At 73.0% G+C, this 12,586-nt stretch carries 10 protein-coding genes, 1 tRNA gene and 1 pseudogene; 6 read left to right on the top strand and 6 right to left on the bottom strand.

What is annotated here, in order from left to right; all coding sequences use genetic code 11:
- The 3 genes from cysS to BN2279_RS03285 form a co-directional block, all read left to right on the top strand.
- On the top strand, positions 1-1,229 hold a 1,229-nt coding region (cysS, locus tag BN2279_RS03295; protein ID WP_059006232.1), incomplete at its 5' end, for a cysteine--tRNA ligase.
- A 25-nt stretch (positions 1,230-1,254) separates the two neighbouring features.
- The gene (gene rlmB, locus BN2279_RS03290; protein WP_059006230.1) at positions 1,255-2,217 is read left to right on the top strand and encodes a 23S rRNA (guanosine(2251)-2'-O)-methyltransferase RlmB; all 963 of its coding nucleotides are present in this window, start codon (positions 1,255-1,257) and stop codon (positions 2,215-2,217) included.
- 95 nt (positions 2,218-2,312) lie between these two features.
- Complete coding sequence (locus BN2279_RS03285) at positions 2,313-3,809, top strand: DoxX family membrane protein (protein WP_059006228.1); 1,497 nt, start codon at positions 2,313-2,315, stop codon at positions 3,807-3,809.
- Positions 3,810-4,091: 282 nt separating this feature from the next.
- On the opposite strand, the gene BN2279_RS03280 is transcribed toward BN2279_RS03285, so the two are convergent.
- From BN2279_RS03280 to BN2279_RS03270, 3 genes are all read right to left on the bottom strand, one after another.
- Positions 4,092-4,805: a nucleotidyltransferase family protein gene (locus BN2279_RS03280; RefSeq protein WP_059006226.1), complete on the bottom strand. Its 714-nt coding sequence runs from the start codon at positions 4,803-4,805 to the stop codon at positions 4,092-4,094.
- Positions 4,806-4,824: 19 nt separating this feature from the next.
- Positions 4,825-5,235, bottom strand: coding sequence for a hypothetical protein (locus BN2279_RS03275; protein ID WP_059006224.1), 411 nt, complete (start codon positions 5,233-5,235; stop codon positions 4,825-4,827).
- A 188-nt stretch (positions 5,236-5,423) separates the two neighbouring features.
- Complete coding sequence (locus BN2279_RS03270; RefSeq protein ID WP_059006222.1) at positions 5,424-6,563, bottom strand: ABC transporter ATP-binding protein; 1,140 nt, start codon at positions 6,561-6,563, stop codon at positions 5,424-5,426.
- A gap of 224 nt (positions 6,564-6,787) precedes the next feature.
- Here BN2279_RS03270 and BN2279_RS03265 point away from each other — a divergent pair.
- A tRNA-Thr gene (locus tag BN2279_RS03265) sits at positions 6,788-6,861 on the top strand.
- Positions 6,862-7,001: 140 nt separating this feature from the next.
- Complete coding sequence (locus BN2279_RS03260) at positions 7,002-9,173, top strand: alpha-galactosidase (RefSeq protein WP_059006220.1); 2,172 nt, start codon at positions 7,002-7,004, stop codon at positions 9,171-9,173.
- Here BN2279_RS03260 and BN2279_RS03255 read toward each other — a convergent pair.
- Positions 9,154-10,167: a zinc-binding dehydrogenase gene (locus tag BN2279_RS03255; protein WP_059006218.1), complete on the bottom strand. Its 1,014-nt coding sequence runs from the start codon at positions 10,165-10,167 to the stop codon at positions 9,154-9,156. The two genes, BN2279_RS03260 and BN2279_RS03255, sit on opposite strands and share 20 nt — an antisense overlap.
- Before the next feature lie 336 nt (positions 10,168-10,503).
- Between BN2279_RS03255 and BN2279_RS27035 the strand changes: the two are divergent.
- Positions 10,504-10,662 (top strand): annotated as a pseudogene (locus BN2279_RS27035) (protein kinase domain-containing protein); the annotation flags it as partial.
- Between the two features lie 704 nt (positions 10,663-11,366).
- Here the strand turns inward: BN2279_RS27035 and BN2279_RS03245 are convergent.
- Both BN2279_RS03245 and BN2279_RS03240 read right to left on the bottom strand, forming a co-directional pair.
- Complete coding sequence (locus tag BN2279_RS03245) at positions 11,367-11,588, bottom strand: DUF397 domain-containing protein (RefSeq protein WP_059006214.1); 222 nt, start codon at positions 11,586-11,588, stop codon at positions 11,367-11,369.
- A complete protein-coding gene (locus BN2279_RS03240; protein ID WP_059006212.1) occupies positions 11,585-12,421 on the bottom strand; it encodes a helix-turn-helix domain-containing protein in 837 nt (278 codons plus the stop codon). The genes BN2279_RS03245 and BN2279_RS03240 overlap by 4 nt, the downstream gene beginning before the upstream one ends.
- Between the last annotated feature and the right edge of the window lie 165 nt (positions 12,422-12,586).

Raw genomic sequence — 12,586 nt, 5'->3', positions numbered from 1 at the left:
TCGCCTACCGCGGGTTCGAGGTGACGTTCATCAGGAACGTCACGGACATCGACGACAAGATCATCGTCAAGAGCGCCGAGCAGCACCGCCCCTGGTGGTCCATCGGCTACGAGAACGAGCGCGCGTTCGACGCCGCCTACACGGTGCTGGGCTGCCTGCCGCCCGACTACGAGCCGCGCGCCACCGGGCACGTGCCCGAGATGATCGAGCTGATGCGCACCCTCATCGGCCGGGGCCACGCCTACCCGTCCGACGGGAACGTGTACTTCGACGTGCGCAGCTTCCCCGGCTATCTGCGCCTGTCCAACCAGGACCTCGACCACCTCCTCCAGCCCGAGGGCGAGGGCGAGACCGGCAAGCGCGACCCGCGCGACTTCGCCCTGTGGAAGGCGGCCAAGCCGGGCGAGCCGAGCTGGGAGACGCCCTGGGGCCACGGCCGGCCCGGCTGGCACCTGGAGTGCTCGGCCATGGCGCACAAGTACCTCGGCCCGGCGTTCGACATCCACGGCGGCGGCATCGACCTGATCTTCCCGCACCACGAGAACGAGATCGCCCAGTCCCGGGCGGCGGGCGACGAGTTCGCCCGTTTCTGGGTGCACAACGCCTGGGTGACCATGAGCGGCGAGAAGATGAGCAAGTCGCTGGGGAACTCGGTGCTGGTCTCCGAGATGGTCACCCGCTGGCGCCCCATCGTGCTGCGGTACTACCTGGGCACCCCGCACTACCGCTCCACCATCGAGTACAGCGAGGAGGCGCTGGCCGAGGCCGAGGCCGGCTTCGGCCGTGTCGAGGGCTTCCTCCAGCGCGCCACCGAGCAGCTCGGCGAGATCGTGCCCGCGCCGGGCGTGCCGGACGACTTCGCCGCCGCCATGGACGAGGACCTGGGCGTGCCGCAGGCGCTGGCCGCCGTGCACACCACGGTCCGGCAGGGCAACGCGGCGCTCGCCGAGGGCGACAAGGAGTCGGTCGCGGCGCTGGCCGCCCAGGTCCGGGCGATGCTCGGCGTGCTCGGCCTCGACCCGCTCGACGCCTCCTGGGCCGCCGCGGGCGGGCGCGGTGACGAGCTGACCGGTGTCGTGGACACCCTGGTCCGGCTCGTGCTGACGCAGCGCCAGGCCGCCCGGGAGCGCAAGGACTACGCGACCGCGGACGCCATCCGCGACGACCTCCAGTCCGCCGGCCTGGTGATCGAGGACACCCCCAACGGTCCGCGCTGGGAAATCGGCTAGCGGCGAGAAGGAACCAAGGAACCCCATGCCAGGCAACAGCGCGCGTCCCAACCGTCGCACGTCCCAGAAGAAGGGCCCCCAGATCGGCAGCGGTGGCCAGAGCCGCCGTGCCCTGAAGGGCAAGGGCCCCACCCCGCCCGCCGAGATGCGCAAGGGCCACCCCAAGCAGCGCGCGGCCCAGGCCAAGGCGCGCAAGGAGCAGGCCGGTCGCGGCCGGTCCGGAGGCCAGGGCCGGGGCGGGAAGGCGCCGTCCGAGCTGGTCGTCGGCCGCAACCCGGTGTACGAGGCCCTGCGCGCGGGCGTCCCGGCGCGGACGCTGTACGTGCAGCAGTTCCTCGACACCGACGAGCGCGTCACCGAGGCCGTCAAGCTGGCGGTGGACCGGGGCGACGTGCACCTGGTCGAGGCGCCCCGGGGCGAGCTGGACCGGATCACCAACGGCCTCAACCACCAGGGTCTGGCGCTCCAAGTCCCGCCCTACGAGTACGCGCACCCCGACGACCTGGCCGCCGACGCGGCCGAGGCCGGGCAGGACCCGCTGATCGTCGCGCTCGACGGCGTCACCGACCCCCGTAACCTCGGCGCCGTCGTCCGGTCGGCCGCCGCCTTCGGCGGGCACGGCGTGGTCGTGCCGGAGCGCCGGGCGGCCGGGATGACGGCGGGCGCGTGGAAGACGTCGGCCGGGACGGCGGCGCACACCCCCGTGGCCCGCGCGACCAACCTGACGCGCGCCCTTCAGAGCTACCAGAAGGCCGGTCTGATGGTCGTGGGCCTCGACGCCGACGGCGACATGGACCTGGCCGACCTGGACGCGCTGGCCGGGCCGGTGGTCATCGTCATCGGCAGCGAGGGCAAGGGCCTGTCGCGGCTCGTGGGCGAGACGTGCGACCTGCGGGTCCGCATCCCGATGCCGGGCGGCGCCGAGTCGCTCAACGCGGGTGTGGCCGCCGGGATCGTGCTGTACGAGGCGGCGCGCCGCCGTTCCTGAACCGGCCCGTCGCCGGGCGGCGGAGGGCGTGCTTGACGGGTCGCGGACAGTCTTTGGGGTCAAGGCAGTGTCTTAAACCTGCGTCACTCGGTTAGATGAGTGTGGACACCAAGACACCCCGCGGCCTCTCGATCGACGAGCCGGTGTTGAGCACGGTCAAGGTGCCGTGTGATCCCGCCCAGGTCATCGTGAACCACGCGAGTTTCCGGGTGCAGCTCGCCACCCCGCCGCCGGTGAGCATCGCGGTCAGCGACACCGCCACCCTGACCCGGGTCCCCGCCGCCGCGCGCCGCCGCCCGCTCGTCTGGAGCGGGCGGAGCGCGCCGGGCGACCCGGGCGCGACCATGCTGCTGGACGCGGTGCGCGGGGCCGGGCACGGCGCACCGGCCGCCGACGCGCTCGCCACGCAGGTCCTCCCGCGCGTCGGCGCGGGGACCGGCCCGCTCCCGGTCGTCGCGCCGCGCTCGCCGGGGGCCTCCGAGACCACCCGGATGCTGCCCGCGGTCGCGCCCGCGCCGCGGGACGAGGAGCCGGCGGACGAGCGGCCGGAGGAGCGGCCCCGGGCCGCCGACGGCCGCCAGGCGTACCACCCGGGCCGGCACCTGAGCCTGGGCCTGGTGCTGCTGCCGCTGCGCGTCCTGCTCGGCTTCGTCGCGATCTACGCCGGCATGGGCAAGCTGACCGATCCCGTCTACTTCGACGGCGGCGAGCGCGGCTCGCTCTACTCCTGGCTCGACTCCCTCCAGCCGTGGAGCGTCGCGGCCCCGCTCCACGACTGGGCGCTGTCGCACCCGGTCGGCGCCGGGCTCACCGTGGCCTTCACCCAGATCATCGTCGGCGTGCTGACCATCTTCGGCCTGTGGCAGCGCCTGGCCGCCGGGCTCGGCGCGCTGCTGTCCCTGGCCCTGCTGACCACCGTGAGCTGGGGCAACGGCCCGGCGTACGACACCCCCGACGTCATCCTCGCCGCCGCCTGGTCGCCGCTGCTCATCGCGGGTGCCCCCGTCTACTCGCTGGACGCGCGGCTCGCGGGCGAGGCGTGGCGCCGGCTCGGGCCGCGCGCTCCGCTGCCCGAGCTGCGCCGCCGCGTGCTGCGCCGGGGTGCGGTGGTCGCGACGCTGCTGCTCGGCTGCGCGCTGCTGGTCGGCTCGCTGCTGGGCAGCGCGGTGCGGTCCTCGCAGTTCGTCACCGTTCCCGAGCCCGGCGAGCCGCCGCGCAACCACCGGCCGGGCCAGCCGCTGCCCGAGGACGAGGCGGCGGACGATGCGGACACCGACGAGCGGGACGAGGAGGAGTCCACCGCCGAGGAGCCGGAGGAGACCGAGGAGACGGTCGGCGAGACCGAGCCGGACACCGGTCAGGGCGCCTCCTCGGGCGCGGCGACCGACGGGCCGCAGCAGCAGGCCCCGCCGACCGAGCAGACGGTGCCGGTGCCGGAGCAGCCGTCGGCGCCCGAGGAGTCGGTTCCCGAGGAGGAGCCCGCGGCGCCCCCGACCGGGGCCGGTGACGCGGGCGAGCCCGTCGAGGAGTCGCCCACCGAGGAGGGGGGTGACGGGAGCAGCCTCGACCCCATCGGCGGGCTGCTCGGTTAGGCGCCGTCCTCGGCACCTGAACGTGACCGGCGCCACGGGTCTCCCGTGGCGCCGGTCGTTTCCGTTGGGGCGTCGTGCTCCGGGGCGCTTCGTCCCCGGAGCGGGGGGCCGCACGGTGAACGCGCCGGAGCCCGGGACCGTCGTCGGTCGGACGGCCGTCCTGACGCGTGCGGTGGTGGGGGAGGAGCGGCGGCGGGCGGTGGCGCCGCCTGACGTACCTGACGCACCGGCCGGCGAAGTGCCGGGCGGTGCGTCGTCGTCGCGGCGGGCGGGCGGTGGCTGTCAGCGCAGCAGTTCGCGGGCCGCTTCGCGGAGGTCCTTCGCCGTGTCGATCGCCCGCCAGTACGCGCCCTGCGGCAACGGGAAGCCGGCCAGCCGCCGTTCCCTGGCGAGCCGGGGGAACGTGGTCCGCTCGTGGTCGCCGAGGTCAGGAAGCAGCTTGGTGAACTCGGCGGCGAAGACGTAGACGCCCGCGTTGATGAGGTACGGCGACGGCGGTGCCTCGATGAAGTCGAGGACGTGGCCGAACTCGTCGGTCTCCACCGCGCCCCACGGGATGCGCGGCCGGGCCAGGGCGAGCGTCGCCAGGGCGTCGCGCTCGGCGTGGAACGCGGCCATCTCGCGCAGTGAGAAACGGGTCCAGACATCGCCGTTGGTGGCGAACCACGGCTCGTCGGGACGTGGCAGCGCGGCGGCGGCGTACTTGAGGCCGCCGCCGCGGCCGAGGGGCTCGCTCTCCACCACGGTGGTGACCCGCAGCGGCAGCTCCGCCCCGTCCAGCCACTCCTGGAGCACCTCGGCGAGGTGCCCGCACGAGATGACGGCATCGGTGACGCCCTCGGCGGCGAGCCAGGTCAACTGGTGGCCGATGATCGGGATTCCGGTGCCGGGAATCTCCACCATGGGCTTCGGCCGGTCGTCGGTGTACGGCCGCAGCCGCGAGCCCTGGCCTCCGGCCAGGACGACGGCCTGTGTGGGCAGCGGGGCGTCGGTCATGGCCGCAGCCTATGCGGCGTCAGCGGGCCTCCGCGACCTCCGCGACGCCGGCGGCGAACGAGGTGTCACAGACCGGCCGGGAGTGCTCCTGGGCGCGCTGGGCGCTGCCGTACTTCTCGACGGCGGCCACCCCGAGGGCGTGGGCGATCTCGGCGCAGTGCGGCGCCAGGGACGGCTCGCGGTCGACGGCTTCCTGGAGCTCGGTCAGCGCGACGCTCGGGTCCTCCTGGCGGAGCGTGGTGACCAGCCGGTCCCGGAGCACATCCTGTGGCTCCTGCTGCTCCTGCTCCGCTGCCGCGGTGAGCATCTGGACCTCGGACGGGGCCGCGACCCACTGGACGCGGGTGACGGCCAGCGTCCCGGACAGGACCAGGACGACCGGGAGGGCGATGGCGAGACTTCTGCCGATGTGACGGAGTGCCTGATTCACTGGAGCCTTCCTCGCACGAACGATGACGGGCGTGCCCGATCGTAGCGAGGGGTAGTGATTTGGTGACATTTCGCCACCCTCACGGGTGACGGAAGCCGGGAAATTCGATTCGGGGGTTGACGTCCGGGGGGTCGTGCCCCCGCCGCGCGGGCGGGAGCACGACCCGGTCGGTGGCCCGGCCGCTCAGCTCAGTCGCTGAGCCGCTCGCCGGAGCCGGTCGCGAAGACGTGGGTCTCGCCGGGGCGGGGGACCACGTTGAGCGTGGCGCCCTTGGCCGGGACGTGGCGGCTGTCGACGCGGATGACGAGGTCCTTCACCGTGCCACCGAACTCGGCGGTGCCGTAGACGTACGCGTCGGCGCCGGTCTCCTCGACCACGTTGACCGTGACGGCGAGGCCGTGGGCCTGCTTCTCGTCCGCCTTCTCCAGCGTGGCGCCGTCGGCGGTGCTGTCGCCGTCGACGATGGCGAAGTGCTCGGGGCGGCAGCCGACCACCACGGTGGCGTCGCCCTTGTTCTGCGCGCCGGTGAGGGCGGTCCGCTCGACGGGGACGACGCTGTTGCCGAACTTCACGCCGCCGTCGGTGATGGGAACCTCCACCAGGTTCATCGCGGGGGAGCCGATGAAGCCCGCGACGAAGAGGTTGGCGGGCTTGTCGTACATGTTCCGCGGGGTGTCGATCTGCTGGAGGATGCCGTCCTTGAGGACCGCCACCCGGTCGCCCATGGTCATGGCCTCGACCTGGTCGTGGGTGACGTAGACGGTGGTGACGCCCAGCCGGCGCTGGAGTCCGGCGATCTGGGTGCGGGTCTGGACGCGGAGCTTGGCGTCGAGGTTCGACAGCGGCTCGTCCATGAGGAAGACCTGCGGCTCGCGGACGATCGCCCGGCCCATGGCGACGCGCTGCCGCTGGCCGCCGGAGAGCGCCTTGGGCTTGCGGTCGAGGTACTCGGTGAGGTCGAGGATCTTCGCGGCCTCCTCGACCTTCTTGCGGATGTCCGCCTTGTTGACCCCGGCGATCTTGAGCGCGAAGCCCATGTTCTGGGCGACGGTCATGTGCGGGTAGAGCGCGTAGTTCTGGAACACCATGGCGATGTCCCGGTCCTTGGGCGGCAGGTGGGTGACGTCGCGGTCACCGATGTGGATGGACCCGCCGTTCACGTCCTCCAGGCCGGCGAGCATCCGCAGCGACGTGGACTTGCCGCAGCCGGAGGGGCCGACCAGGACGAGGAACTCGCCGTCCGCGATCTGGATGTCGAGCTGGTCGACGGCGGGGACTTCGGCTCCCGGGTAGACCCGGGTGGCCTTGTCGTAGGTGACCGTAGCCATGTCGTGTTGTCTCCTTCTACCGGCAGGAACGTGCCGGACGATCCGAGTAGGAAGGTGTGACGTCCCGGTGAAGGGACGTACCGCGAACCTAACGCGGAGGAGACGGGAAAGTCAGCACCCCGTGAGCAAAAAGTGCTCATCGCATGATCACGGGACGAGTGGGACGGCCCTGGCCGTTATCCGGCCGACCGGCCGAGCGGCCCCGTGTAGGCTGTGGACGACCCGCCACCTTAGCTCAGTTGGCCAGAGCAGCTGTCTTGTAAACAGCAGGTCGTCGGTTCGAGTCCGACAGGTGGCTCTCCTGTTTCCGGGCCTCACCGGGGCCGCGTGTCCGCGTGTCCGCCCGGGTGGCCCCCGGTCGTTCCGGTGTTGACTGCGCCGGGGTCCGAACATACAAAGAGCGCGCACGTTCCCACAGGTTCGATCAGAGGATCACGCATGCGCGGCGGCACCTTCCTGCACTTCCGTGCCGCCGGTACCGGTCTCGTGCTGGACTGCACGGGTGACGGTCTGCCCCGGGTGGCGCACTGGGGGGAGGACCTCGGGGAGCTGTCCGACGCCGCGCTGGCCGCGCTCGCCCGCGCCGCCGTCCCGCAGGTCGCGTCGAACAACGTCGATGTCGTCGTCCCGCTGGCGCCGCTGCCCGAGCACGCGTCCGGCTGGCTCGGCACGCCGGGCCTGACCGGGCACCGTGCCGGGGCGGACTTCTCCACCGCGTTCGCCGTGACCGCCCTGGAGACCGGCGAGCGCGCGCTGACCGTCACCGCCGAGGACGTGCGGGCCGAGCTGGAGCTGCGGCTCGACATCGAGCTGACCGCCTCCGGTCTGGTCCGCCAGCGCGCCACCGTCACCAGCCAGGCGGAGGCGGACGCGCCGCCGTTCGACCTGTCCGGCGTGCTGCTGGCCCTGCCGGTGCCCGAGCGGGCCGTCGAACTGCTCGACATGACCGGCCGTCACCTGCGCGAACGGACCCCGCAGCGGCACGCGTTCACCATAGGGACCCATCTGCGGGAGAACCGGAAGGGCCGCACGGGCACCGACGCCGTCACCGTGCACGCGGCCGGGGAGCGCGGCTTCGGGTTCGGGTCGGGCGAGGTGTGGGGCCTGCACGTGGCCTGGAGCGGGAACCAGCGCTCGCTCGCCGAGCGCACCCACACCGGGGTCTCGCTGCTCGCCGGCGGGGAGCTGCTGCTGCCCGGCGAGATCGCCCTCGGCTCCGGCGCGTCGTACACCACGCCGTGGGTCTGCGGCGCCTACGGGCGGCACGGGCTGGACGAGCTGGCCGGGCGGTTCCACGGCTATCTGCGCGGGCGCGCCCGCCACCCGCGCACCCCGCGGCCGGTCACCCTCAACGTGTGGGAGGCCGTCTACTTCGACCACGACCTGGACCGGCTCACCGCGCTGGCGGACGCCGCCGCCGAGGTGGGCGCGGAGCGGTTCGTGCTGGACGACGGCTGGTTCCGGGGGCGGCGTGACGACCACGCGGGCCTGGGCGACTGGTATGTGGACGAGACGGTGTGGCCGGACGGGTTGCACCCGCTGACGGAGCATGTGCGCGGTCGTGGCCTGGAGTTCGGGCTGTGGGTGGAGCCGGAGATGGTCAACCCCAACTCGGACCTGGCGCGCGAGCACCCCGAGTGGATCATGGCGACCGGCGACCGGATGCCGCCGGAGTCGCGCCACCAGCAGGTGCTGGACCTCGGCCACCGGGACGCGTACGCGTACGTCCTGGAACGGCTCGACGCGCTGATCGGCGAGTACGCCCTGACGTACCTGAAGTGGGACCACAACCGCGATCTGGTGGACGCCGGGCACAGCCCCACCGGGCAGGCCGGGGTGCACGCCCAGACGCGCGCCGTCTACCGGCTGCTGGACGAGCTGCGGGCCCGCCACCCCGGGCTGGAGATCGAGTCGTGCTCCTCCGGCGGCGGCCGGGTGGACCTCGGCATCCTGGAGCGCGCCGACCGGGTGTGGACCAGCGACTGCATCGACGCGCTGGAGCGGCAGCGGATCCAGCGCTGGACGGGCGTGCTCGTGCCGCCCGAGCTGATGGGCGCGCACGTCGGAGCGCCGGAGGCGCACACGACCGGCCGGACGCACACGCTCGGCTTCCGGGCCGGGACGGCGCTGTTCGGCCATTTCGGCATCGAGTGGGACCTCACCCGGGCGACCCCGGCGGAGCGGGCCGCGCTGGGCGAGTGGATCGCGCTGTACAAGCGGCTGCGCCCGCTGCTGCACGACGGCACGGTGGTGCGCGGCGACCATCCCGACCCGGCGCTGTGGGTGCACGGGGTGGTGGCCCGGGACCGTTCCCGCGCCGTGTACGCGCTGGTGCAGATGGAGACGGGCCTGACCGCGCCGCCCGGCATGGTGCGGCTGCCCGGGCTCGACCCGGCCGCCGAGTACCGGGTGGCGCCGCTGGCGCCGGGCGACCGGCCGGCCGGCCCGGCCGGTGACCTGCCGCCCTGGTGGGGCGAAGGCGTCCGGCTGCCGGGCCGGGTGCTGTCCGGGGTGGGGGTACGGGCGCCCCTTCAGTTCCCGGAGCGGCTGGTGCTGCTGGAGGCCGTACGGGCCGGGGGCGCACCCGGGGTCACGCGCGCCGGGGGATGAGGACGACCTTGCCGATGGTGGCCCGGCTCTCCAGGGCGCGGTGGGCCGCGGCGGCGTCGGCGAGCGGGAAGTGGTGGACCAGCGGGACCAGGGTGCCGGCGGCGGCGTGGGCCAGGGCCTCCTCCTCCAGCACCCGCAGGTTCTCCGGGCCGCCGATCTTGTCGAACAGGGCCGGGCCCAGCACCGAGCGGCTGGTGATCTCGCGCGCGACCAGCTCCGTCTCCGGCAGCGTGGCCGCCTCGCCCGAGCCGGGGCCGGCGGAGGCGTAGCCGTACGTGAGGTGGGTGCCGCCGGGCGCGAGCAGGCGCATGGCAGTGCGGCCGAGGTCGCCGCCGACGCCCTCGAAGGCGAGGGTGGCGGGCCGGTCGCCGTACTTGGCCCGGATGTGGTCGGCCCAGCCCGGCCGGTCGTAGTCGACGGCGAGGTCCGCGCCGAGGTCCCGTACGGCGTCGGCCTTGGCCGGGCCGCCCGCGGCGCCGATCACCACGGCACCCTTCAGCTTGGCGTACTGCACGAGGAGCGCGCCGATGCCGCCGGCGGCGGCCAGGACGAGAACGGTGTCCGCCTCGGTGACGTCGGCGAAGCGGATGATGCCCATGGTCATGCGGCCGGTGCTGACCATGGCGATGGCGTGGTCCTCGCCGAGGCCGTCGGGCAGCGGGTGGAGGTGGTCGGGGGTGGTGACGGCCAGTTCGGCGTAGCCGCCGGGAACCATGCCGAGGTGCGCGACGACGCGGCGGCCCAGCCACGACGGGTCGGTGCCCTCGCCGACCTCGTCCACGGTGCCGGCGACCTCGCGGCCGGGAATGGTGGGCAGCTCGGGCGTCGGGAAACGGCCACCGACCGGCCCGGCGCGCAGGGCGGTGTCCACGAGGTGGACACCGGCCGCGGTCACGGCGATCCGGACCTGCCCGGGGCCGGCGTGCGGATCGGGAACCTCCTCGTGGCGCAGGTTCTCCGGCGGTCCGAAGGCGTGCAGGCGGATGGCGTGCATGGTGGTTCTCCTCGCGTCGTGTCCTACGGGGACCACCCTGCGACTTCAAGGGCACTTGAGGTCAACTTTCCGCGAGGACGCCGCTCATGCGGGGAGCGGCGGAGGTCAACGTGCCCAGGCCGCCGGTCCTCACCCTGTCGCCGGGGCCGCGGCCCTTCGAGGGCGGCGGGCGGCGGCTCGCGGTGGAGGCGGAGTACGACGGGGTCGGGTTCACCGGCCTGGATCTGACGGAGGCCGACGCGCGGGGGGCGCACTTCCTGGACTGCGCGCTGCGCGACTGCCTGCTGGACGCCACGCGGCTGGGGCGGGCCGGCTTCGTCGACTGTCTGGCGGCGGGCGCTCCAGTCGATCCACGCGGCCGGGATGATCCACCGCGACCTGAAGCCGGGGAACGTCCTGCTGGCGTCGGACGGCCCCAAGGTGATCGACTTCGGCATCGCCAGGGCCGCCCACACGACCTGCGCGGCGTCGGAACGGACCTCGGCGGGGCCGGGCCGCGCGATGTCGACGTGCGGGCCGCCCGGCCGGGCGGGCTGCACCTGGCGGGGCGACGCTGACCAGGGTGCTGGTGCGCGGCGGAAAGCTGGATTTCCCGAACCCGCGTCAGGGGTGCCTGACGGACGTGGCGTTCGTGGACCGCGTGCCGGTGGAGCCGGACCTGGCGGGCGCGCGGTGCGAACGGGTGTCCTTCGAGGGGTGCGAGCGGCGCGGACGTCGGCGGCGCGGTGCTGCGGGACGTGGACCTGCGGGGCGCGCGGCGGCTGGAGATCGCCCGGGGGCGGCGGACCTGGCGGGGGCGGTGATCACCCCGGGGCAGCTTCTGGATTTGGCGCCGTCGTTCGCGGCGGCCCTCGGCGTGCGGGTGACGGGGAACGGGGCTGAGACGGGCGAGGACCGGCGGCTCCCCCGTCGGGGTGCCGCCGGTCCTCCGCCGTCACGCGCGGACGCCGGGCGTCCGGCCGGGTGGGACGTCCGGTCAGACGTTCACACCGAAGTCAGCAGTAGCGAAACGGCCGCTCCTTAGCACGCCTGGTCGGAGGAGTGCAAACGGCCAGTTCAGAGCCCATGTGGGTGGGGTGGGCATCCGGCTGTTTGTGCCTGTTGCCCGGCCGTTTGTGGGTACCGTGCTGACTCGGTGCTGGCTCTCAGCGGTGCCGAGCAGTGCGGAGCGGCGGACGCACGAACGGTGCGTAGGGTGCTCAGACGGCGCGGGGGCCGCCGTCCCGCACGGCGGAAAGGAACTGCGCCCAGCCCTCGGCAGGGAAGACCACGGCCGGGCCGTGGGGGGACTTGCTGTCGCGCACGGGGACCACACCAGATGTGACGAAGGTCGTGGAGAACTCGACGCACTGCCCCCCGTCACCCTGGCTGTACGACGACTTGATCCACTCAGCGTCGGTGAGGTTCAGGTCAGTGGTCATGCTCGAAGCTCCTTCGACAGTGACTTGATCAGGGCAAGCGACCTACCCAGGGACAGGGCGTTGGCCCTGAGCCGATCATAGTTATCCAGTCCCCACGCCACCGTCCGCGCCGAGTCGTACACCCGGCCTCCGCGCGGCCCATCGGAGTAGAGAACCGTGTCCGCGTCATCGAAGGTGAGCAGCGTGTAAGGCATCAAGTGCTCCGCTGTCGCCCCGGCCGAGAACGGCATCACCTGGAGATCGACTTGGGGGGACATCGCCGCCATCGCCAAGTGGTCGAGCTGTTCGGCCATCACATCCGCGCCCCCGACCATGGTCCGCAGGCATCCCTCATGCAAGATCACCCATAGCTCCGGCGGGTTCTGCCGCTCGAAGATCGCGCGTCGCCGGAGCCGCGCGGCAACCCGGCCTTCGATCACGTCAGCGTCTTCCCGTGGGTGGGCAGCTTGGAAGACCGCCCGTGCGTAGCGCTCCGTCTGGAGGATGCCCATGACGAGATTGGCGGAGTAGTCGAGTATCCGGGAAGCCCGGCGTTCCAAGTTCAGGTAGGGCATGAACCACGACGGATGGTCGCCTTCATCGATCCGCTTCAGAAGCCCTTCGAACAGGCCGTTCGTCCCGAAGGTTCTGTCGCATCCCTTGGCGAACTTCTCGCTCGCCCGCAGCGTCCCCGACTCCACCTGACTCACGTAGGACTCCGAGTAGCCCGTGGTTTCCCCCAGCCGCTTCTGCGTGAGCTTGCGTCCCAGGCGGACGCGCTTGACATCGGCGCCGAAGCGCTGAAGGGGGTTGGGTGGCTGACTGAAGTCATCGGAAGTGGGGGATCGGTCCAAGGCCCTGACCTCCTGGAACGGGCTCGAACTCTGCGCACCGCTGCGCCCGGAGACTTCAGTATCCGCCCTGAAGTCTCGCCAATCCAGGGTGTGTTGCCTTGTCCTGGTGACGGAATCGGTACAGGCAGTGCCCAGCGGGCACGCCGCATACCCAGAGACCGGAGC

The sequence above is a fragment of the Streptomyces specialis genome (genome assembly GCF_001493375.1).
Taxonomy (GTDB): Bacteria; Actinomycetota; Actinomycetes; order Streptomycetales; family Streptomycetaceae; genus Streptomyces; species Streptomyces specialis.
This window is presented reverse-complemented; position numbering and strand designations above follow the sequence as displayed.